Annotated in this window: 20 protein-coding genes; 10 read left to right on the top strand and 10 right to left on the bottom strand. The window is 67.0% G+C overall.

Features of this window, described 5'->3' with window-relative positions; translation table 11 throughout:
• Nucleotides 1-29: 29 nt before the first annotated feature.
• The gene (locus AUL36_RS06365; RefSeq protein WP_062219069.1) at nt 30-965 is read right to left on the bottom strand and encodes a 2-hydroxyacid dehydrogenase; all 936 of its coding nucleotides are present in this window, start codon (nt 963-965) and stop codon (nt 30-32) included.
• Nucleotides 962-2086, bottom strand: coding sequence for an acetylornithine deacetylase (gene argE, locus AUL36_RS06360; RefSeq protein WP_156418289.1), 1125 nt, complete (start codon nt 2084-2086; stop codon nt 962-964). The genes AUL36_RS06365 and argE overlap by 4 nt, the downstream gene beginning before the upstream one ends.
• A 240-nt stretch (nt 2087-2326) precedes the next feature.
• Between argE and AUL36_RS06355 the strand changes: the two genes are divergently transcribed.
• The 5 genes from AUL36_RS06355 (at nt 2327) to AUL36_RS24180 (ending at nt 7319) form a co-directional block, all read left to right on the top strand.
• Entirely contained in the window at nt 2327-3217 is an 891-nt protein-coding gene (locus AUL36_RS06355; protein WP_062219065.1) for a GNAT family N-acetyltransferase, read from the top strand.
• Between the two features lie 60 nt (nt 3218-3277).
• Nucleotides 3278-4147, top strand: a complete 870-nt coding sequence (locus AUL36_RS06350; RefSeq protein ID WP_062219063.1) for a GNAT family N-acetyltransferase — start codon at nt 3278-3280, stop codon at nt 4145-4147.
• Nucleotides 4148-4216: 69 nt separating this feature from the next.
• The gene (locus AUL36_RS06345; protein ID WP_062219062.1) at nt 4217-5491 is read left to right on the top strand and encodes an NAD(P)/FAD-dependent oxidoreductase; all 1275 of its coding nucleotides are present in this window, start codon (nt 4217-4219) and stop codon (nt 5489-5491) included.
• Nucleotides 5488-6945, top strand: coding sequence for an aldehyde dehydrogenase family protein (locus AUL36_RS06340; protein WP_062219060.1), 1458 nt, complete (start codon nt 5488-5490; stop codon nt 6943-6945). The genes AUL36_RS06345 and AUL36_RS06340 overlap by 4 nt, the downstream gene beginning before the upstream one ends.
• A gap of 230 nt (nt 6946-7175) precedes the next feature.
• Complete coding sequence (locus AUL36_RS24180; protein WP_153003625.1) at nt 7176-7319, top strand: DUF1127 domain-containing protein; 144 nt, start codon at nt 7176-7178, stop codon at nt 7317-7319.
• Nucleotides 7320-7556: 237 nt separating this feature from the next.
• Here the strand turns inward: AUL36_RS24180 and AUL36_RS06335 are convergent, their stop codons facing one another.
• On the bottom strand, nt 7557-8375 hold the full coding sequence (locus AUL36_RS06335) for an alpha/beta fold hydrolase (protein ID WP_058635771.1): 819 nt from the start codon (nt 8373-8375) through the stop codon (nt 7557-7559).
• Nucleotides 8376-8864: 489 nt separating this feature from the next.
• On the opposite strand from AUL36_RS06335, the gene AUL36_RS06330 reads away from it, so the two are divergent.
• Nucleotides 8865-9587: an AraC family transcriptional regulator gene (locus AUL36_RS06330; protein WP_244497055.1), complete on the top strand. Its 723-nt coding sequence runs from the start codon at nt 8865-8867 to the stop codon at nt 9585-9587.
• Nucleotides 9588-9611: 24 nt separating this feature from the next.
• Here AUL36_RS06330 and AUL36_RS06325 read toward each other — a convergent pair whose 3' ends face one another.
• The 5 genes from AUL36_RS06325 to AUL36_RS06305 all read right to left on the bottom strand — a co-directional run bounded on the left by AUL36_RS06325 (nt 9612) and on the right by AUL36_RS06305 (nt 15481).
• Entirely contained in the window at nt 9612-10706 is a 1095-nt protein-coding gene (locus tag AUL36_RS06325) for an ABC transporter ATP-binding protein (RefSeq protein ID WP_062219057.1), read from the bottom strand.
• Between the two features lie 86 nt (nt 10707-10792).
• A complete protein-coding gene (locus tag AUL36_RS06320; protein WP_062219055.1) occupies nt 10793-12142 on the bottom strand; it encodes an alpha-glucosidase/alpha-galactosidase in 1350 nt (449 codons plus the stop codon).
• A gap of 185 nt (nt 12143-12327) precedes the next feature.
• On the bottom strand, nt 12328-13644 hold the full coding sequence (locus AUL36_RS06315) for an ABC transporter substrate-binding protein (RefSeq protein WP_062219053.1): 1317 nt from the start codon (nt 13642-13644) through the stop codon (nt 12328-12330).
• A 50-nt stretch (nt 13645-13694) separates the two neighbouring features.
• Nucleotides 13695-14567 (bottom strand): carbohydrate ABC transporter permease, encoded by an 873-nt coding sequence (locus AUL36_RS06310; RefSeq protein ID WP_062219050.1) that lies wholly within the window; start codon nt 14565-14567, stop codon nt 13695-13697.
• A gap of 11 nt (nt 14568-14578) precedes the next feature.
• The gene (locus tag AUL36_RS06305) at nt 14579-15481 is read right to left on the bottom strand and encodes a carbohydrate ABC transporter permease (RefSeq protein ID WP_244497054.1); all 903 of its coding nucleotides are present in this window, start codon (nt 15479-15481) and stop codon (nt 14579-14581) included.
• A 198-nt stretch (nt 15482-15679) separates the two neighbouring features.
• Here AUL36_RS06305 and AUL36_RS06300 point away from each other — a divergent pair, with 198 nt between their 5' ends.
• From AUL36_RS06300 to AUL36_RS06285, 4 genes are all read left to right on the top strand, one after another.
• A complete protein-coding gene (locus AUL36_RS06300) occupies nt 15680-16708 on the top strand; it encodes a LacI family DNA-binding transcriptional regulator (protein ID WP_062219046.1) in 1029 nt (342 codons plus the stop codon).
• A gap of 68 nt (nt 16709-16776) precedes the next feature.
• The gene (locus tag AUL36_RS06295) at nt 16777-17010 is read left to right on the top strand and encodes a type II toxin-antitoxin system Phd/YefM family antitoxin (protein ID WP_058598749.1); all 234 of its coding nucleotides are present in this window, start codon (nt 16777-16779) and stop codon (nt 17008-17010) included.
• Nucleotides 17007-17408, top strand: coding sequence for a type II toxin-antitoxin system VapC family toxin (locus AUL36_RS06290; RefSeq protein ID WP_062219044.1), 402 nt, complete (start codon nt 17007-17009; stop codon nt 17406-17408). The genes AUL36_RS06295 and AUL36_RS06290 overlap by 4 nt, the downstream gene beginning before the upstream one ends.
• Nucleotides 17409-17498: 90 nt before the next feature.
• Nucleotides 17499-17960, top strand: coding sequence for a prepilin peptidase (locus tag AUL36_RS06285; RefSeq protein WP_062219042.1), 462 nt, complete (start codon nt 17499-17501; stop codon nt 17958-17960).
• Here the strand turns inward: AUL36_RS06285 and AUL36_RS06280 are convergent.
• Complete coding sequence (locus tag AUL36_RS06280; RefSeq protein ID WP_062219040.1) at nt 17950-18987, bottom strand: general secretion pathway protein GspK; 1038 nt, start codon at nt 18985-18987, stop codon at nt 17950-17952. The genes AUL36_RS06285 and AUL36_RS06280 overlap by 11 nt on opposite strands.
• A gap of 89 nt (nt 18988-19076) precedes the next feature.
• The coding region (gspD, locus tag AUL36_RS06275; protein WP_062219038.1) for a type II secretion system secretin GspD at nt 19077-20957 on the bottom strand (1881 nt) is incomplete at its 5' end.

Below are 20957 nucleotides of genomic sequence, written 5' to 3'. Positions count from 1 at the left end.
CCTGAGGTGCGAAATGGGAAAGGGTGGGCTCAGTAGCCGCGCGCGCGGTCGACGAGGCCGACCATCGGCTCGCCCGCACGGTGGCGGCGGATATTGGCGATCACGGCTTCGGCCGCCGTTTCGGCCTGTGTGACGCTGGCGACATGGGGTGTGAGGATCACTTTGGGATGGCGCCAGAGCGGATGGCTGGGCGGCAGCGGCTCGGGCTCTGTCACGTCCAGAATGGCGGCCGAGAGATGCTCGCTGTCGAGCGCTTCCAGAAGCGCGTCGGCATCGAGCTGCGGCCCGCGCCCGGCATGAATCAGTGCCGCGCCTTCGGGAAGCTGCGCGAACAGCGCGGCATCGAGGATGCCGCGCGTCTCGTCCGTCAGCGGCAGAAGGCAGACGAGAATGTCCGTGCGCGCCAGAAACTCCGGCAGTTGATCCGCGCCGTGGAAGCATTCCACACCCTCGATCATGCGTGGCGACCGGCTCCAGCCGGCGAGGCGGAAGCCGAAGGGCTGGAGGCGCTCCATCGCCGCCTGCGCCAGCATTCCGAGGCCGAGAAAGCCGATGCGCCGCTCGCTCGCCCGCCGGGGCGGCAGGGCGCGCCAGAGCGAGCGCGCCTGCTGGGCGCGATAGCTCGGCCAGTCGCGGTGCAGGGTCAGGACGGCCAGCGTCACATATTCCTGCATCATGCGGATGATGCCGTCCTCGACCATGCGCACGACCTGCACATGACCAGGCAATCGGCTCGTGTCGAACTGGTCCACGCCCGCGCCGACCGAAAAGACGATTTCGAGATTGCGAAAGCGCTCCAATCCTTGCGGGATGGTCCAGGTCAGGAGATAGCGCACGTCGTCGGCGCTGGCGGCGGCCGCGTCCTGCTCGAAGCCGATCTCGGGCAGCGCCCGCGCGAAGGCTGCGCGAAAGACCGTGGCGCGCTCGGCCGTGGAGTTGCACAGAAACACGGGGGGCGCGCTCATGCCGCCAGCCTGTCGCCCAGCGCGTCGATCAGGGCCAGGCAGGCCGCTAATTCGCCGCGTGTGATGAACTCGTCCGGGCGATGGGCGCGCGCGATGTCGCCGGGGCCGCAGATGATGGCGTCCATCCCCGCATCCTGGAACAGGCCGGCTTCCGTGCCGTAGCTGACGGCGGGCTGCGGCGTCAGCTTGGTGAGATCCGTCATCAGCGCGGCGAGGTCGCTTTCGGGCGCGAGCGCCAGCGCGGGATAGGCCGACAGCTCGTCCCAGCGTGTCTCGAAGCCTTGCGTCTTCAGCGCTTCCAGCGCCGCGCGCACCGGCTCCAGCAGCGCGCGAGGCGATTGGCCGGCGATGGCGCGCAGCTCGATTTCGGCCACGCAATGATCGGGAATGACGTTGAGCGCGCGCCCGCCGGAGATCGTGCCGATCTGGAGCGAGGAATAGGCGGGCTCGAAGCGCGTGTCGAAGGGGCCGGCTTCCAGAGCGCGCGCATGGGCGATGGCGCTGGAGAGAACCTCCGCCATGGCGTGGATGGCGTTGCGGCCCTGATCGGGGCGGGAGGAATGGCCCGAGCGCCCGAACACCTCCATGCGCGCCGCCGCCTTGCCCTTGTGCGCCAGAACCGCCTGAAGGCCGCTCGGCTCGCCCACAAGCACGCCGAGCGGCGTAGCGCAGAGCTTGGGCAGTTCCGCGATCATGTGCGGCACGCCGCGGCAGCCGGCTTCCTCGTCATAGGAAAAGGCCAGATGCACGGGATGCTTGAGATCGCGCCGGGCGAGGCCCGGCAGGGCGGCGAGGGCGCAAGCGAGATAGCCCTTCATATCCGTCGTGCCGCGCCCGTAGAGACGCTCGCCCTCGGCGCGTAGCGTGAACGGATCGGCGGTCCAGCCCGCCTCGCTGGCCGGCACGACATCCGTGTGACCCGAGAGCACATAGCCTCTCGCGTCAGCCGGGCCGATCGTGGCGAAGAGATTGGCGCGGTCGCCCTCGGGGCCGGGCAGGATCTCGACCCGCGCCCCGTGTGAGCGGCAATAATCGGCGATCCAGCTGACGATCGGGGCGTTGGGCGTGCCGACCACGGAAGGGAAGGCGACGAGTTTCGCCAGAATGTCCTCGACCATGATCTGTCTCCGCTGGATGTCAGCTCAAGGTAAAGAAACCGACCCGGCGTTCCTGCCGTAAATCGGGAAGGTTCAGCCGAAAGTTCTGAAAAGGCGCGGGGATGCAGTGCAAACTTCGGTCCCGGCGGGAGCACTTTGGATCGAACGCTGGACTTATAGGGACGGGACCGCCGTCCCGCTCGTGGCGCTGCGCGCTGCCGTCTTCTCCAGCGAAGTCCGATCGGAGGATCGAGAGCTGTGACGATGCCCCAGACGACGCCCCGGACCATCCGGCTCGACGCCTACGAACTGGCCGGTCAGGACATTGCCACGGTCGATGTCGGGCGCCTGCACGAGCTGTCGGTGGGCGTGCGATGGCCGCACCGTCCGGCCGACTGGGATGTCCTGCGCGCGCTCGGCCATGGCATCGTGGCGCTGGACGAGATCGGCCGCGTGTTCAGCTCGGGCATGTGGTTCCCCCATGGCGAGAGCTGCGCGACCATCGGCATGGTGATCACCTCGCCGCGCCTTCAGACGCATGGCGGCGGGCGCTGGATCATGGAGCGCATTCTGGCCGAATGCGGCACGCGCCGGCTCTTGCTCAACTCCACCCGCGCCGCCTATCCGCTCTATGTCTCGCTCGGCTTCGAGCCGCAGGGCACCGTCTATCAGTGCCAGGGCTTCGTGCCGGAGGGCTTCGAGGTCGATCCGTCGCTGACGGGCGGCGTCGAGCCGCTGCCGCTCCATGATCTAGCCGAGATCACGGCGCTGGACGCCGCCGCCTTCGGCGCGCCGCGCCCCGAGCTTCTGACGCTCTTTGCGCAGACGGCCGAGGCCTGCGGCATTCGCCGCGACGGCCAACTCGTCGGCTTTGCCATGCGCCGACCCTTCGGGCGCGGGCATGTCATCGGGCCGCTGGTGGCAACGAGCGATGAAGACGCGCGCTCGCTCGTCGCCGAACTCCTGAAAGGGATGGGCGGCGCGTTCGTGCGGCTCGACACACGCCAGCCAGCCGGCCCGCTGCGGGAGTTTCTCTCCAAGGCGGGCCTGGTCCAGTTCGATACGGTGCGAACCCTGACGCATGGCGGCGCGCTGCCGCCCGTCACATCAGGCTCGCCCGGCACCTACGGGCTCGCCGGCCACGCCTTGAGCTGAGCGCGGCTTGCCCAACGCCCGCGCCCCCAAGATTTCCTTCGATCGAGAAGCCATCCCATCATGAGCCATGCCCTTCACCAGACCGCCAGCGACAAGCCGGACGATGTCGCGCTCGTGCCGTTCACCGAGGCGCATCTGCCCGGCGCGCTGAAACTGTCGCAGGATCTGGTCTGGCCCTTTCGCTACGAGGACTGGGCCTTTGCGCTGACGGTCGGCCAGGGCTTCGTTCTGGAACGGGGAAGCGAGGTCGTCGGCACCGCCATCCTGTTTCCGTTCGGCGAGACCGGAGCGACGGCCGGGATGATCATCGTCTCCAACGCCGCGCAGGGCCGGGGCTACGGTTCGCGCCTGATGAACACGCTTCTCGAAGCGGCGGGCTCGCGCACCATTCTTCTCAACGCCACGCCCGAAGGGCGCGCGCTCTACGAGCGGCGCGGCTTCGTGCCGGTGGACGAGATCCGTCAGCATCAGGGTCGGCTTCCCGGCCGCCACGACGCCCCGTCCGAAGACCTCGTGCGGCCCATGCGGGCCGAGGATATGGACGCGCTGGTGCGGCTCGACGAGGAGGCCACCGGCTTCCAGCGCGGGCCGCTGCTGCGCCGGCTGGCCGAAGTCGGCGATGTCTTCGTGCTCCTGCGCGGCGGCGAGCCCGCCGGATACGCGGTCTCGCGCCTGTTCGGGCGCGGCCATGTGATCGGCCCGGTGATCGCCGCCGATGTGGATGACGCGCGCCTCCTGACCACGGCGGCCCTGTCGCGCCTCGAAGGGGCCTTCGTGCGCATGGACACGTCGGTGAAATCGGGTTTGGCCCCGTGGCTGGCCGAGATCGGCCTGCCGCAGGTGAGCGACGCGCTCGTCATGGTGCGCGGCGAGCTTTCGCCGAGCGGTCCGGCGCGGCTTTTCGCCCTGTCCAACCAATCCATCAACTGAGAGCCGGAGCGCCTTCGCCGCCCGCCTTTTTGCGCGAACCCCGCGCTTTTGCGAGAACACGGAGCCGAGATGAAGCTCACATCCTATTGGCTGGACACGGCCCCGCCCTTCACCGGCGGCGCCCAGGGTCCGATCGAGGGCAGCTACGATGTCGCCGTGATCGGCGGCGGCTTCACCGGCCTGACGGCGGCGCTGACGCTCGCCAAGAAGGGCGCGCGTGTCATCCTGCTCGAAGCCGAGACGATCGGCCATGGCGCGTCGGGTCGCAATGGCGGCATGTGCAACAACGGCTTTGCGCAGGACTACGCCACCATGTCGGAGAAGCTCGGCCGTGAAAAAGCCGATCAACTCTATAAGGCCTTCGATGCGGGCGTCGATACGGTCGAGCGGCTCGTCACCGAAGAGGGCATCGACTGCCAGTTCGCGCGCGTCGGCAAGCTGAAGCTCGCCGCCAAGCCCGAGCATTACGACAAGCTGGCCCGCGCACAGGCCCTGCTGGCCGCCCATGTCGATCCCGAAACCCACATGGTGAGCCCCGCCGACCTCGCCTCCGAGGTCGGAACCGAGCGCTATTACGGCGGCCTCGTCTACGGCAAGAGCGCGGCCATGCATATGGGTCGCTATATCAGGGGCCTGGCGGAAGCCGCCGCGCGGCGCGGCGTCGCCATCTATGAGCGCACGCCGATGATGGGTCTGAAGCGCGTGAGCGGCGGCCACGCTGTTGAAACGCCCAAGGGAAAGTTCACGGCCAAACAGGTGCTCCTCGCCAGCGGCATCTCGCAGGTTGGCCCCATCGGCTGGGTGCGCCGGCGCGTGGTGCCGGTGGGCGCGTTCCTGATCGCGACCGAGCCGCTGCCGCAGGACCTCCTGCGCAAGCTGACGCCGCGCCGTCGCAACGCGGTCGATACCAAGAACCTCGTCAACTATTTCCGCCCGACCCCCGACAACCGGCTGCTCTTCGGCGGGCGCGCGCGCTTTGCCGTGTCGAACCCGGCGTCCGACGAGAAGAGCGGCGCGATCCTGCGCGCGGCGCTGAACGACGTCTTCCCCGAACTCAGCGACACGCGCATCGACTATTGCTGGGGCGGCATGGTGGACATGACGCGTGACCGGCTGCCCCGCGCGGGCGAGCGCGAGGGCGTCTATTATTCGATGGGATACAGCGGCCACGGCACGCAGATGTCGACGCTGATGGGCACGGTCATGGCCGATGTCATGGACGGGCAGGCCCATCTGAACCCTTGGAAGGATTTCGACTGGCCGGCTATTCCCGGCCATTTCGGCAAGCCCTGGTTCCTGCCGATCGTCGGCGCCTATTATCGCATGAAGGACCGCTTCCAATGATCGACCCCGTTCGCCATCTCAGCGAGGCCGGTCATCTTCTTCGCTTCTACATCGACGGCGCGTGGCGCGAGCCGGAGGGGCGCGAGCGCTTCGCCGTCGTGAACCCGGCGAGCGAAGCGGTGGTAGCCGAGATCGCGATGGGCAACGAGGCGGATGTCGAGCGCGCGACCCTCGCCGCGCGCCGCGCCTTTCGCCCGTGGTCCCGTACGAGTCCGGCCGAGCGCGCCGCGCTTCTCTCGCGCGTCCATGCGCTCGTTCTGGAACGGGCCGAGCTGATCGCGCAGGCGCTTCGCACCGAAATGGGCGCGGCGATCAACTACGCCCGCGCGGCGCAGGTGCCGCTCGCCGCAGAGCATCTCCGGGTGGCCCGGGACAATCTGGCGAGTTTCCCTTTCGTCGCGCCGCGCGGCACGACTGCGATCCTGAAGGAGGCGATCGGCGTCTGCGCGCTGATCACGCCCTGGAACTGGCCGCTCTACCAGATCACCGCCAAGGTCGGCCCGGCGCTCGCCGCCGGCTGCACGGTGGTGTTGAAGCCGAGCGAGCTGTCGCCCTTGAGCGCGCTTCTGTTTGCCGAGATCATGCACGACGCCGGCTGCCCGGCGGGCGTGTTCAACCTCGTCAACGGCAGCGGGCCTGTGGTGGGCGAAGCCATGGCCTCGCACCCGGAGGTCGATATGGTGTCGATCACCGGCTCGACCCGTGCCGGCGTTCTGGTGGCGCAGGCCGCCGCGCCCACCGTCAAGCGCGTGGCGCAGGAACTCGGCGGCAAGTCGCCCAATATCGTGCTGCCCGACGCCGATCTGGAGCGTTGCGTTCCGCTGGGCGTCGCCTCCGCCATGCGCAATCTCGGGCAATCCTGCAGCGCGCCGACGCGCATGATCGTGCCGCGCGCGCGGCTGGCCGAGGTGGAAGCGCTGGCGGCCAGGACGGCGGCGGAATTTGTGGTGGGCGATCCCTTGGGCGAGGCGACGACCCATGGTCCGATCGCCAACCGGGCGCAGTACGAGCGCATCCAGACGATGATCGAGACCGGCGTCGCGGAGGGCGCCAAGCTCGTCACCGGCGGGGCGGGACGGCCCGACGGGATCGATGCCGGCTTGTTCGCGCGCCCGACGATCTTCTCCGAGGTTCGCAGCGACATGGCCATCGCGCGCGAGGAAATCTTCGGGCCGGTTCTCGCCATCCTGCCCTATGACAGCGTGGAGGAGGCAATCGAGATCGCCAACGACACGATCTACGGGCTCGGCGCGCATGTGCACGGCACCAACATGGATCAGGTCCGCGACGTGGCGGGGCAGATCCGCGCCGGTCAGGTCCATCTGAACGCGCCGGTCTGGGATCCGAACGCGCCCTTCGGCGGCTACAAGCGCTCCGGCAACGGCCGCGAGTATGGGCGTGAGGGCATGGAAGAATATCTCGAGACGAAATCCGTGCTCGGATATTATGCTTGAGACAGTCGGGGCGGGCCTCGGTCCGCCCCGGCTCTAACGAGGGGCATCGCTCTTTCGCCATGCGCTGAATGCATGACTGATCTGCAAGTCTTCGCTATCGCGCAAACGCATTTCTCCCTTTCCAGCTTTGCGCTCCTCGTCATGGCTCGGCTGGGTTAGATAGGGAGCAACAAACAACATCGTCGAGCCGGCCGCCAACCAGACGAGGCCGGGCAGACAAGGACCAGACCGTGACACTCGCTCGCCTCTTCGAAGATCGCCCCCAGTTCCGCCTCACGGCCCGCGAACGGAACGGCTTCATCGCTCGCGAGCTGTCGGAGATCGGCCTTTCGCGCTCCGACCTTCCGTCGAGTAAGCGGCGCACGGCCCGCTAAGACTTTTTCAGCTTCGCCCTGGCCGGTCCTCCCCCGGCCCCGGCGTTCAAGCCGAACGGTTCCTCCCACCTTTCGGCTTACCCCTGACGCCCTTGCCGGTCCTCCCCCGGCAAGGGCGTTTTTCGTTTCAGCGCCATGTGGTTGGGGCGCGAGGTATGGTCGGGGCGTGAGGTCGAAGCGCAAACGCAAAGAGGCGGGCCGCGAGCGACCCGCCTCGATCCGACCTGGGATCTGCGCTTAGCGCAGGAAGTCCAGCAGATCCTTGTTCAGCCGATCCGGCACGGTGGCGAAGAGCCCGTGCGGCTCGCCCTCGTACTCCACCAGACGCGCGCCCGAAATGGCCTTGGCGGCGGCCCGGCCCGTCGGGTCGATCGGCACCGTGTTGTCACCCGTGCCGTGGATCACCAGCGTCGGAATGGTGAAGGCCTTGAAGTCGGGGCGGAAGTCGGTCTTGCCGAAAGCGTCCACGCAGTCGATTGTGGCCTTGGGGCTCGCCATCACGCCGAGCACGAAGGACCAGTCGAGAATGCCCTGGCTGACGGGGTGGGACAGAAGCCCGACGCCGTAGAAGCTCTTGGAGAAGCTCTGGAGGAAGGCGAAGCGATCCTTTCGGATCTGGGCCTTCATGTCCTCGAAGACGCTGGCGTCCACGCCGTCCGGATTGCTCTCATCCTTCAGGAGATAGCCGGCGACCGAGGCGACCAGAACCGCCTTGGAAATGCGCGACGCGCCGTGGCGGCTGAGATAGCGCGCGATTTCGCCGCCGCCCATGGAGAAGCCGACCAGTGAGACATCCTTTAGATCGAGCCCGTCCAGAACAGCGGCAAGATCGTCGGCGAAGACGTCGTAGGTATAGCCCGTGGCGGGATGGCCCGACTGGCCGAAGCCGCGCCGGTCGTAGGTGATGACGCGAAAGCCCGCTTCCAGAAGCGCGACGGTCTGATACTCGAACATGTCGCCGGTCAGCGGCCAGCCGTGGATCAGCACGACCGGGCGACCCTGGCCCATGTCCTTCACGTGAAGCTGTGTGCCGTCCTTGGCTTCGATATAGGCCATTTCAGGACCTCCTTAACATCGATGATGCCAGTCCAACACGCATCAACCCCAACCTGTTCCCGGCCAACAAGCACGCCGTTTCAAGCGACCCCGCGATATCGGTCAGCCGGATGCAGGTTCGGCGCATGGCATCCGTCAAGGATGCGCGCCGAAACGGCGCGCTTGTGATACCCCGAGGCTTGAGTGTCGCGCCGAGCGGTGGCAGGTGAAAGAGCTTTGCCTTTTCGAGGGCGCGACAGTGCGGTGCCAGAGACTCCATGCGGTTCCAGACGTTCACCACCCAGCGTGTGGCGCTCAAGGAGCGTTACGAGGCGTGGCGCGAGCGGGCCTGGCCGTCCATGGCCAAGATGATGCAGACCGACAAGCCATCAGGCGAGTTCTATTCCCATATCCGGTCCTACCAACTCGGCAGCATGGTTCTGCAAGAGGCACGGATGACGGGCCAGACCTACACGCGGACGTCGCAACTGATCCGATCGGATGGGATGGATGGCATCAGCTTGGGGGGGCAGCTTGGCGGGTCGGGTCCACGGCGAGACGGCGGTCGGCTCCTACAAGGCCGGCCCCAACTCTGTTCTGTTCGGCGATCTCAGCGCCCCCTACACGCATAACTCGACCAATGCCCATTACGTCACGCTGGTGTTCAACCGGAAGGACATTCAGCGCCTCGTCCCCCATATCGACGGCCTGCACGGGCTTGTCATGGCGGGCAAGGACGCCGCGCCCGTCGTGCGGCAGGTCACCTCGCTTCTCCAGCAGCTTCCCGATGCCGGTGACGAAATCGGCGCCCATCTGGGGGACGGGCTGAGGGGCGCTTTCCTGTCGCTTCTGAACTCGACGGGCACGGTTTCGCTCAGCGAGGAAGCCCATCTTTCGCGTTTGCGCACCGAGGTCCGCTGGATCATCCAGCAGCGTTTCCGCGAGGCCGATCTCGACGTCGCGCGCATTGCGGCCATGTCGAAGGTCTCCCGCGCCACGCTCTACCGCGCCTTTTCGGATGGCGAGGGCATCTCGGCCTATGTCACGCGCGTGCGCCTGCAAATGGCGACCGCTGCCCTCGCCGATCCCGGCGACGTCAGGCTGATCAGCGAAATCGCCCTGTCGGTCGGCTTCGATCAGGTCTGCAATTTCAACCGCGCCTTCCGCCGCATCTACGGCTGCACCCCGCGCGACTGGCGTCACCACAGCCGGACGATCGGCGCTGCCGCCTGACGCATAGAACTCGTCGCTCGATCGTCAGCCGATAGGGGCCGACAGGCGTTTGCCGTCCGCACCGAACAGATGAGGTGCGGCGGCGAAGGCGAGGGGGAGGAGGCTGCCTTCGCGAGCGGCCGCGCGGTCAGGCGTCGCCAGGGTCAGCGCGCGCCCATCGCCCGTGCGCGCATGGATCAGGGTCGAGCCGCCGAGATTTTCGGTGATCTCGACCTTGGCCGTCAGCACCGACGCGCGGGCGTCGATACGCAAGGCCTCGGGGCGAAGGCCGAGCGTGACGCTCTCTCCCGCCACCAGCGCGCGGGCGAAGGGACCGGAGATCGTCTGCGGCGCTGCAAAGGCAGGGGAGGCGATGCGCGCCGCGCCACCTGAGACGGATTCCACGACCCCATCCAGAAAGCTCATGCGCGGATTGCCGATGAAACCGGCGACGAAGAGATTGGCGGGGTTGTCGTAAAGCTCGGTGGGCGAGCCGACCTGCTCGACCTCGCCATTGCGCAGCACCACGATACGGTCGGCGAGCGTCATGGCCTCGACCTGATCATGCGTGACATAGATCATGGTCGCGCCGATCTCGCGGTGAAGCTTGGCGATCTCGACGCGCATCTGCGTGCGAAGCTCGGCGTCGAGATTGGAAAGCGGCTCGTCGAACAGGAAGAGCTTGGGCTTCCTCACGATGGCGCGGCCGATGGCGACGCGCTGGCGCTGGCCGCCCGACAGCTGCTTGGGACGGCGGGCGAGAAGCGGCTCGATCTGGAGGATACGCGCGGCCTCCATGACGCGCGCCTGGATTTCGGCCTTGGGCACCTTGTTGATCTGCATACCGAACGCGATGTTGTCGTAGACCGACATATGCGGAAACAGCGCGTAGGACTGGAACACCATGGCGACATGCCGCTCGGCCGGGTCGGCATGGGTCAGGTCTTCGCCGTCGATGAGGATGCGCCCGTCGCTCGTTTCCTCCAGTCCCGAGATCATCCGCAGGAGCGTGGACTTGCCGCAGCCGGACGGGCCGACGAACACCACGAACTCGCCCTTCGCCGCCTCGAAGGACACGCCCTTGATGGTTTCCACCGCGCCGAAGCGCTTGCGGACCTGTTCGATCTTGAGAAAGGACATGGGGTCTATCGCCTCGCTGGCAGGGGCCGCTTTCGTCACCGCCCGGTGGCCGCCGCGGGGCCGCCGGGTCGCTCATACCGCTCGTGTCAGGCGCGCGCCCATTCGGGCAGCCACTCGCCATGGGCCGATGTCAGCTTGTCCACGAGGCTCCAGATCTGGTCGAGGTCGAGTTCGGCGCCCGTGTGCGGGTCCATCATGGCCGCGTGGTAGATGTGCTGACGGTTCTCCGTCATCAGCGCCTTCACCGTCAGCTCCTGCACGTTGATATTGGTGCGCATGAGGGCGGTGAGCTGCACCGGCAATTCGCCGATATAGGTCGGCTGGATGCCGTTGGCGTCCACGAGGCAGGGCACTTCGGCGGCGCAATTGTCAGGCAGCGAGGTGATGCAGCCATTGTTGCGCAGGTTCCCGTAGATCACCGACGGTTCGCCGGTCCAGACCGAGTTCATGATGGAGGAGGCATATTCATGGCTCTCCTTCACCTCAATCGTGTCGGAGCCGGTGAGAGCGGCCGATTCGCCCTTCCATCGGGCGATCTGCTCGACGCAGCGCTTGGGGTATTCGTCCAGCGGAATCTCGTATTTCCGGATCAGGTCCTCGCGCCCCTCCTTGATGAACCAGGGCGTGTACTCGGCGAAATGCTCGGAGCTTTCGGTGACGAAGTAGCCCAGCCGCGTGAACATGTCGTAGCGCACCTTGTTGGGGCAGCGCGCGTTCCAGCTGGAGGGCTTCGGGATTCGGCCCGCGCGGTAGCCCTCCAGCAGATCGGGATAGAGATCGCGGAACGAGCCGTCCGGCAGCTTGCGCTCGAACTTCAGATAGAAGGCCATGTGGTTGATGCCGGCGGCGCGATAGCGCAGCTCGGAAACGGGAATGTCGAGATCGCGCGCCAGCTCGGCCGCCGTATGCTGCACGGAATGGCAAAGCCCGACCTGCCGGATGGCGGGGAATTTCTCCGCGATGGCCCAGGTGTTGATCGCCATCGGGTTGACATATTGCAGAAGGATCGCCTCGGGGCAGACCTCCATCATATCGGCGCAGATGGCCCAGAGATGGGGCACGGTGCGCAGGCCCCGCATGATGCCGCCGACGCCGAGCGTGTCGGCGATGGTCTGTCGCAGCCCGAACTCTTTGGGGATTTCGAAGTCGGTGACCGTGCAGGGCTCGTAGCCGCCGATCTGGAAGGCGACCACCACGAAATCGGCCTTCTCCAGCGACCGGCGGCGGTCGCTATGGGTTTCGATCGTGGCGCTCGCGCCGAGCGCCCTCACCAGCTTGCCCGCGACGATCTCGCTCTCGGCCAGACGTTCGGCATTGACGTCCATCAGCGCGATGATCGCGTCCTTGAAGGCCGGGCGGTGCAAGACATCGCCGATGATGTTCTTCATGAAGACCGTGGAGCCGGCTCCGATGAACGTGATCTTGGGGCGTCGCATGGCGTGTCCTTGAAATTCTTGGGTCGCGGAGGAGGAAAGGGGAAGGGAGCCGAGCGGGCGCGGGAGCGTGTCCCGCCCGGCTCCGGGCCGGTGGGAGCGCCGGCCCAAAACGGGAGATCAGCCGGCCCGCTTTGTCGCCGGGCCGGAAGGCAACAGGCGCTGGGGCAGCGCCCCGGCTCCGTCCGTCAGAACAGGCCGTTCACCTGCGCATTGGCGTCCTTCAGGACGGTCGCCGGATCGCCACGGCCGAGCAGCACGTTCTCGACCGCAGCCGTCAGGATGGCGAAGATTTCCGAGCCGTGTTCGGAGATCGGGAAGGGGAAGGTCGTCTGGGGCGTTGCGACCTCGACGAAGGCCGAGACGTCGAGCCCCTTGGCCTTATGCGCGGCCTCGGCCGCCTTGGTGCCTTCCGGGCGTGCGGGGAAGACGACGCCGGCCTCGCCCACGATCGTCTGGCATTCCGAGCCGCCGAGATATTTCACCCATTCCCAGGCTTCGTCCGGGTGCTTGGTGCCGGCATAGATGCTGTCGGCCAAGCCATTGAACATGGACTTGCGCCCGTCCGGTCCCTTGGGCAGAGGCGCGAAGCCGACATCGGTGCCCTTGGCGTCGCGATAGGCGGCGATGTTCCAGGAACCATCGGGCACGATCGCGGCCTTGTTGGCGGCGAAAATGGCGGTGGCGTTCAGTTTGCCGGTCTGCTCCTGGCTGAGGCTGACGCCTTTCTGCAAGGCGAGATCGCGCAGCCAGGTGAGAGTCTGGGCGAGCGCCGGGCTGTCGTAATTGTAATGGGTGCCCCAGGACTGGTCGATCGGCCGGAAGCCGTCGGAGGCCGCAAGGAAGCTCCACTGGTTCTGGCCGTAGCCGTCCGCTGTGGTCGTGGCCCAGCCATAGGTCGCGACCTTGGACTTGTCGAAGCCCGCCTCGTCGCCACGCTTGCCGGCCTGATCGATCGCCAGATGCGCGATGACCTTCTGGAGCGAGCCACCGTCCTTGGGGTTCCAGTCGAGTTTCTGAAGGTCTTCGGGCTTCAGGCCGGCATCGGCCAGCATTTTCTTGTTGTAGACGAGAGCGATCGTGTCCCAGTCCTTGGGCAGGCCCCATTGCTGGCCGTCCTTGTTCCAGGTCTCGGCGAGGCCGGGCATATAGGCCTTCATGTCCAGCTTGTCGGCCGCGATGCGGTCGGTCAGGTCCATCATGACGCCGTTCGACAGGAATTCGGGAAAGCGGCTGACATGGTTGACGAAGACATCCGGCGCGGTGCCTGACACGAAGCCGGTGGAGAGCGTCGTCCAGTAATTGTTCCAGCTGTCCTGCTGAATATCGATCTTGATGCCGGGATGGGCGGCCTCGAACTTCGCCGCGCATTTTCCGTAGACCGGGGCCTGGTTGGCGTCCCACATGGCGTAGGTCAGGGTGACCTCGGCGGCACGTGCGTTGGGCGCTCCGATCAGGGTCAGTGCGGTGGTGGCGGCGAGTGCGCCGGTCCAGAAGCGGTTCATGCGTGTATCCTCCCCTTTTAGCTGTCCGTTCCGCGCCTCGAGCGGCGCGGTTACTTCATGCCACTCGTCTGGAGCGACTCCACGATCTGGCGTCCGAAGACGACGAGAAGCGCGATGATCGGCAGGATCGAGAGCGCGATGGCGGCCATCAGCCCGCTCCAGTCCGGATTGCCCTGGCCCGTCTGGCTCGTGAAATCCGACAGGGCGACGGCCATGACACGAACGCTCGGATCGCGCCCGACCAGGAACGGCCAGAAGAACTCGTTCCAGGAATTGACAGAGAGCAGGATCGCGAGCGTCGCGATCGGCCCTTTCTGGATCGGCAGGGCGATGCGCCAGAAGATCTGGAACTGCGAGGCCCCTTCCAGCCGCGCCGCCTCGTCCAGTTCCTTGGGCGCCGACAGGAAGAACTGGCGCAGGAAGAAGACCGCGAAGGGCGTCATCAGGATGGTCGGCGCTGCGAGCCCGGCGAATGTATTCAATAGGCCGAGCTGCTTCACCAGAATGAAATTCGGGATGAAGAGCACCATGCTCGGGATCATGGTCGCGGCCAGAAAGGCGAAGAACAGCGCGTCGCGGCCGGGAAACCTCATCCGCGCGAAGGCATAGCCCGCCATGGCCGAAAAGAAGATCTGCCCCGACACGGTGAGCGCCGTGTAGATCAGGCTGTTGCGCAGCGCGAGCGTGAAATCGATCGGCGAGGCGCGGAACGCGGCCAGCTCGATATCCGAGGGCAGGCCCATCACGCGCAGGAAGTTGCCGAAGGTAAAACGGCCCGGCAGGAGACTGTCGGCGCTGGTATAGACATCGGCCGGGTTGGTCAGCGCCAGTTTCAGCGCCATCCAGAGCGGCAGCAGAGAGATGAAGACGAAGAGCGCGAGAACGAAATAGCCGAGCGCGGCCTGGGGTGTGAGCTTCTTCATGGGGCCCTTCCTCAGTCCAGGTCCGAGCGGTCGGCGCGCAGAACGCGCATCTGAAGAAGCGTGACGAGGATCAGCACCGCGAAGAGCACGACCGAGATCGCCGAGGCGTAGCCCATCCTGTTGAAGCGGAAGGCGTTCTCGTAGATGTACCAGAGGAGGACGCGGGTCGAGTTGGACGGGCCGCCCGCCGTGGTGACGGCCACCACGTCGAAGACCTGAAACGATCCGATGAGGCTCGTCACCAGCACGAAGGCCAGCACGGGGCGCAGCAGCGGCAGGGTGATGCGACGGAACATCGTCCACTCGCCCGCCCCTTCGAGCTTGGCCGCCTCGTAGAGATGGCGCGGGATCGCCTGGAGCCCGGCATAGAAGAGAAGCGCGGTGAGGCCCGTGTGCCGCCAGGTCGAGATGCCCGCGATCGAGACCATCGCCTGATCGGGCGAGGCGAGAAAGCCCTGCCGTCCGATGCCGACCACATCCAGGAAAGCGTTCACGAGGCCGAGGATCGGATCCAGCATCAGGAGCCAGATTAGCGCGGCGACGACATTGGAGATGAGATAGGGCGCGATGATCACGGCGCGCAGCCAGACGGCGCGCGCGAGGCGATCCGACAGGACGGCCAGAAGCAGCCCGAGCGTGGTCTGGATCGGGATGTTGGTGAGGACATAGGCCAGCGTGACGCCCGCCGAATGCCAGAAATTTCCGTCGCTCAGAAGCTTGGCGTAATTGCCGAGGCCGATGAATTTCGGCGCCCGCATCATGTTCCAGTCGGTCAGGCTGATCTGAACGGCGCGAATGGTCGGCAGGAGATAGAACAGAAGAAAGCCCAAGAAGGCCGGGGCGACGAACAGGACGCCCGTCAGGGTTTCCTTGCGTCGACGCCGCGCCCGCGACATGCCTCCCAACGCGTACACCACGCTCGCCTCCCAGCACAGCCTGACATTCACACGTGTTAGCTTGGCGATACATCACTGCTAACACGTGTTAGCAATGGATAGCCGCGCTGCGCTTTCCTTGTCAAGCCGCTCGAAGAGCCTCTATAACTCGGGCGGGGGAAGGCTGCTCGGCGCGCTCCCGTCACACCGCCCCGCATCGCCGAAAGGGAGCGCCGCATGGCTTCGAAACGCCTGACCAGCCATGATGTCGCTCGCCGTGCCGGGGTCTCGCGCGCCACCGTTTCGCTCGTGCTGAACCGCTCCGACAGCGTCACCATCGCCGCCGAGACGCGCGAGCGCGTCTTGAGGGCGGCGGCCGAGCTTGGCTACAAGCCCAATTCGGCGGCGCGGATGCTGGTCAGCGGCCAAAGCGAGACGATCGGCCTCGTGGTTTCCGACCCGTCGATTCTTTTGGTGGATCAGTTCGTCACCCGCGTTCTCTACGGGATCGAGAAGGCCAATCGCGAACTCGGCTTCCATGTTCTGGTGGAAGGGCTGGAAAGCGGCGGCCGAGGCGGAACCTATGACAATCTCGTGGAGTCGCGGCGCATCGACGGGCTGATCGTGGTCAATCCCCGCGCTGGCGACGAAGCCTTGATCGCACTGATCGAAACCGATTTTCCTCTCGTCCTGATCGGCTCGGTGCGCCACCCCGCCGAAGTCTCCGTGACCTTCGGGACGCGCGGCGTGTTGGGTGAGGCGGTGGATCACGTGGTCGGCCTCGGCCACCGCCGCATCGGCGCCATCACCTTCGCCCCGCGCGGCTTCGTGGCGGCCGACGCGCGGCTGCGGGCGCTTGATGCCGGCTTGCGAAAGCACGGACTCGCGCTGGAGGAGGACGCGATCGAGGATGGCGCGTTCAGCCCCGAGAGCGGCTATCTGGCCGGGCTGGCGCTCTTGCGCCGCCGCCCCGACCTCACCGCGATCTTCGCGGGCAACGACACGATCGCCATCGGCCTGCTCAGCGCCGCGCGCGAGCTGAACCGCGATGTGCCCGGCGATCTCTCGATCGTCGGCTTCGACGATCTGCCCTTCGCGCGCTGGCTGACGCCCTCGCTCACCACGATCCGCACGGACGGCGTGCGCCAGGGCATGATTGCGACCGAGATGCTCTTCGCCCGTCTCAACCGCCGCGCGCTGGACGAGCCGCGCGTCAGGCTGGAGCCGGAATTCGTGATCCGCGATTCCACCCGCCCCGTGCGCTGACGCGCGCCCGCCATGGAAATCACACGGCCTCCTCGCTATACTTAGCTAAGTTGACTAGGAAGCGCGCCATGCAAGTGACCGTTCATGCGGCCAAGACCCATTTGTCCAAGCTGATCGAAGCCGCGCTGAACGGCGAGGACGTGGTGATCGCGCGTGGGCGGCGGCCCGTGGCGCGCATCGTGCCGATCCCGCAGCGCCCCTTCACGATCGGCTTGCTTCGCGGGCAGGTGGCGGGCTCGGGGCCGGACTTCTTCGAACCTATGACGCCCGAGGAACTGGCGCTCTGGGAAGGAGAGGCGTGAGATCGGTCCTCTTGGACACCCACGTCTGGGCCTGGTCGCTGACGGGCGACGCGCGCTTGAGCGATGCGGCCACGCAGGCCCTGACGGAGGCGGAGGCCGTCTTCGTCAGCGCGATCAGCCTTTACGAGATCGGCCAGAAGGTGCGCCTCGGGAAATGGCCGGAGATGGCCCCCTTCTTGCCCCGGCTGATCGATCTGGCCGGCGAGCAGGGCGCGCAGCTTCTGGCGCTCTCGGCCGAGGCCTCGCTCCTCGCCTCCACCCTCGCGTGGGATCATCGCGATCCGTTCGATCGGCTGATCGGCGCGAGCGCGCTCCAATCCGGTTTGGCGCTCGTATCGGCCGACACGGTCTTCGACGCTTTGTCACGCGAGCCGCGCTGGCCTGGCCGCCTCTGGTGAAGCGCGCGGATCGCCTTGCATCGGCGCGCGCGAGCGGCCAGAAGCCAGTCGCGCCGCATCGCCTTCGAAGCGGGGATCGGGGGATGACACGTGGCGGATGGTTGGTTCTGGCTGCTTCTTGTGCCGCTGCTCGGCACCGTCGCCTGGGTGGACGCGCGCACGGGCCGCATTCCGAACGCCTGCAACGCCGCGATCGCCGCGCTCGGCCTCTTCGCCGCGCTGGAGATCGGCACGAGCCTGGCCACCGAACGCCTTGTCGACGCCGTTGTGGTGGGCCTCGTTCTTCTCCTTCTGCGGGCCGCCTACCGGCTTTGGCGCGGGCGCGTCGGGCTGGGGCTGGGTGACGTCAAGTTTCTGGCGGCCGCGACGCTCTGGACGGGGCTCGGCGCCTTGCCGCTCGTGCTCCTTCTCGCCTGCCTTTCGGCGCTGGGCATGGTGGCGGTGCTGAAGCTCGCGGGACGTCAGGTTTCTGGCGGAATGCGCCTCCGCTTCGGCCCGCATCTCGCCGGGGCGCTCGGCCTCGTGCTTCTGATCGACCGGCTTATCGCTTGACGGCGACCGCGGCCGGAAGGGCCGTTGCCAGCCCGGCGCAGAAGGCATCGTCCGATGGCTCAGCCCGCCCCGGCGCGCCGTCCCCATAGGGCGGGCGCAGCCATCTGACGATCCGCAACGCGCCGCCATCCGGCCCTTCGAAGCGCAGGAAGGCGCGGCGCGCGGCCGCCACGCTGCCATCGGCGCGTTGCAGCGCCGCTTCCACCATGAAGTCGGTGCGCGGGCTTGCCACCTGCCAGCGCGCGAGCGCCGGCTGTTTCAGCACGTCCGCCGTCAGCAGCCCGGCGGTTGCGCCCGGTGTCTGCGACAGATCCAGCCCGGCGCGCGGATTGGCGACGGTGAAGAGGGGGCGCAGGCGTGCCACCAAGGCCGGCGTCGCCGAGGGAAGGCGCGCGATCTCCTCCACATCCACGAAGGGCCGGTTGGCGGGCCCCCAGGCGAGGCCCGCCTGCCGATATTGCGCGCGCTCGCCGATCCCGTTCTCCTGCGGCGCGTCGTCGGGGTCGCGAAAGTCGCCGATCTCGTCGGCCAGCCGGCGCGCCGTTTCGCTATCCAGTCCGGCGGCCTGAAGAAACTCGCGCAGCATGGGCACGGGTGCGCCGTTGAGATCGATCAGCGCGCCCTGATCCACCGCCCGCACGGTAAGCGTGCCGCCCTGCGGACGAACGCAGGTGAGGGAAGTGCCATCGACGGGCAGCGGCAGCGCGGGGAGGGGCGCGGCTTTCACCTTCCCGCCCGAGAGCGCGGCGGCCAAAAGATCGGCCTCGCTCGGCGCAGCCACCTTGGGCGGGCGCAAGGCATCGGCCGCATAGAGCGCGACGCCATCGATCTCGGCCTGTGCGCGCGCCATTTCGCTGAGATTGCCGGTTTGCAGGGTCAGGATGCGGGCGCGCAAGGCGAAGCTCGCCGCAACCGCGACGAACAGGAGCGCCGCCAGAAGCACCGACAGAAGAACGAATCCGGCTTCACCATCGCTGGCCTCGGCGTCGTCCGTCCAGGTTCCGGGCCGCGGCGAAAGGCAGGCCATGAGGAGACCGACAAACCTCGAGCGCCCCGCCACCGAGCGACCCGGCGTATCGGGGGAGCGCGGGGAACGCCGCGAGATCACGGCCGCCTCTAGCGCGTGATGCGCTGGACCGTGCTGGTCCGGCCTTCCTCCAGCCCGAGCCGGGCGAGATTGTCGCGGAACTCGCGGGTCACGGCCTCGGCCTCGCTGCCATTGCGCATGACGCGGGGGCGGATGAAGATCACGAGTTCGGTGCGCTTCTTCACGTCGCTGCGGTTGCGGAAGGCCGCGCCGATCACCGGCACGTCGCCGAGCACGGGCACCTTGTCGTCGCCCTTTTCGCGCGAGTCCTGCACGAGACCGCCGAGCGCGATGCTCTGCCCATCGTCCACCGCGACCGTGGTCGAGACCTTGCGCTGGCGGATCGTGGGCGAGTCGATGCCAGAGGAGGTCGTGCGCACGACGTCGCTCACCTCCTGCTCGATATTGAGCAGCACATGGCCATTGGAATTGATGCGCGGCGTCACCGACAGGATCACGCCCGTGTCCTTCATCTCGACGCGGTTGACGATCGGCGCGTCGATGGAAGCGGAGGTCGCCGTCGCCGTCTGCGTGACGATCGGCACCTGATCGCCGATCTGGAGGCGCGCGGTGCGGTTGTCGAGAACGGTCAGCGTCGGCGAGGAGATGACCTTGACGTTCGTGACGGCGGCGAGCGCGTTGATCACGACCTGGAAATTGGCCTGAGCCAGCATGTAGGAGAAGCCCGGCGCGATGGCCGCGACCGCGCCGCTGGCCGCGTCCGACAGCTTCACCTTGCCGCCGCCCCCATGCTCGAAGAACCAGCGCAGGCCGAATTTCAGCTGGTCGTTCAGCGTCACTTCCGCGATCACGGCTTCGATCAGCACCTGATTGGCCATGCGGTCGGACGAGGTCAGGATCGGCAGGAGCCGGTCGTATTGCGCCTTGGTGGCCACCACGATCAGCGCGTTGTTGGGCTCGTCGGCCACCACCGCCATCTTGGCCGCGCCGAAGGCGGGCGTTTCGGCTGCCGCGATTCCGCTGATGGCGCCGGCCGCCGCCCCGTCGCTGCCGGTGTCGGAATCGCGAAGCCCGACGCTGGAGCGCAGCGCCGTCATGCCGCTGGCGACGCCGGAGGACTCGATGCCCGACAACATGCCCTGAACGATGGTCGCGAGTTCCTTGGCCGGTCGGTTCTCGACCTTGTAGACGAAGGTCTGCTGCCCGTTGGCCGAGGCCACGTAGTCGAACTTGGTGACGTAATCGCGCGCCCGGTCGAGAAGCCGCCGGTTGGCTGCGATCACCAGGATCGAGTTCAACTCGCGGCTCGGCACGAAGCGCACGGTGCCCTGGGCCGGTCCTTCCGCGCCGCCGTAGACGGCGTCGAGCTGCTTGGCGATGGCGTTCGGATCGCCGCCGCCGGACAGCGGAAAGATCGCGGCGGATTGATTGCGCATCCAGTCCACGTCGAACAGTTCGATCGCGTCCTGCATGGAGCGGATCTGGTCGTTGGTGCCGTTCAGGATCAGGATGTTGCGGGTCGCGTCCGCGCGCATCACGCCATTGGGCGAAATGGGCTTCAGGATGCGCTCCATTTCGAGCGCGGAGACGAATTTGAGCGGCACGATGCGCGCGCCCGTGCCGACCTGAAGATCGCCCGGCCGGGACATGCCGACGCTGCCGGTGTGAATGGCGTCGGTGTCCGACGTGATGGAATAGGTGTCGCCCTGCTTGGCGATCGCGAGGCCCTTGGCGGCGAGCACGGACTGGAAACTGTCGACCAGCGCCTGTTTCGAAACGGGCCGCGCGGTTTGCAGCGTCACCGTGCCCGACACATTGTCGCCCATGGCGAAGGTCCCGCCAAGGATTTCCACGAAGATGGCATTGGCGGCCGTGCGGATCGGCACGTCCACGAGGTTCAACGTCACCTTGTCGCCGGACTGGGTGTAAAGGCGCGGAGAGGCGGGGCC

This window comes from Aureimonas sp. D3 (assembly GCF_001463805.1).
GTDB lineage: Bacteria > Pseudomonadota > Alphaproteobacteria > Rhizobiales > Rhizobiaceae > Aureimonas > Aureimonas ureilytica_A.
This window is presented reverse-complemented; position numbering and strand designations above follow the sequence as displayed.

What these genes read in the sequence shown, in the direction of transcription:
- AUL36_RS06365 (WP_062219069.1), bottom strand. Translation starts at nt 965, where the DNA reads ATGAGCGCGCCCCCCGTGTTTCTGTGCAACTCCACGGCCGAGCGCGCC.
- AUL36_RS06355 (WP_062219065.1), top strand. Translation starts at nt 2,327, where the DNA reads ATGCCCCAGACGACGCCCCGGACCATCCGGCTCGACGCCTACGAACTG.
- AUL36_RS06350 (WP_062219063.1), top strand. Translation starts at nt 3,278, where the DNA reads ATGAGCCATGCCCTTCACCAGACCGCCAGCGACAAGCCGGACGATGTC.
- AUL36_RS06345 (WP_062219062.1), top strand. Translation starts at nt 4,217, where the DNA reads ATGAAGCTCACATCCTATTGGCTGGACACGGCCCCGCCCTTCACCGGC.
- AUL36_RS06340 (WP_062219060.1), top strand. Translation starts at nt 5,488, where the DNA reads ATGATCGACCCCGTTCGCCATCTCAGCGAGGCCGGTCATCTTCTTCGC.
- AUL36_RS06335 (WP_058635771.1), bottom strand. Translation starts at nt 8,375, where the DNA reads ATGGCCTATATCGAAGCCAAGGACGGCACACAGCTTCACGTGAAGGAC.
- AUL36_RS06330 (WP_244497055.1), top strand. Translation starts at nt 8,865, where the DNA reads ATGGCATCAGCTTGGGGGGGCAGCTTGGCGGGTCGGGTCCACGGCGAG.
- AUL36_RS06325 (WP_062219057.1), bottom strand. Translation starts at nt 10,706, where the DNA reads ATGTCCTTTCTCAAGATCGAACAGGTCCGCAAGCGCTTCGGCGCGGTG.
- AUL36_RS06320 (WP_062219055.1), bottom strand. Translation starts at nt 12,142, where the DNA reads ATGCGACGCCCCAAGATCACGTTCATCGGAGCCGGCTCCACGGTCTTC.
- AUL36_RS06315 (WP_062219053.1), bottom strand. Translation starts at nt 13,644, where the DNA reads ATGAACCGCTTCTGGACCGGCGCACTCGCCGCCACCACCGCACTGACC.
- AUL36_RS06310 (WP_062219050.1), bottom strand. Translation starts at nt 14,567, where the DNA reads ATGAAGAAGCTCACACCCCAGGCCGCGCTCGGCTATTTCGTTCTCGCG.
- AUL36_RS06300 (WP_062219046.1), top strand. Translation starts at nt 15,680, where the DNA reads ATGGCTTCGAAACGCCTGACCAGCCATGATGTCGCTCGCCGTGCCGGG.
- AUL36_RS06295 (WP_058598749.1), top strand. Translation starts at nt 16,777, where the DNA reads ATGCAAGTGACCGTTCATGCGGCCAAGACCCATTTGTCCAAGCTGATC.
- AUL36_RS06280 (WP_062219040.1), bottom strand. Translation starts at nt 18,987, where the DNA reads ATGGCCTGCCTTTCGCCGCGGCCCGGAACCTGGACGGACGACGCCGAG.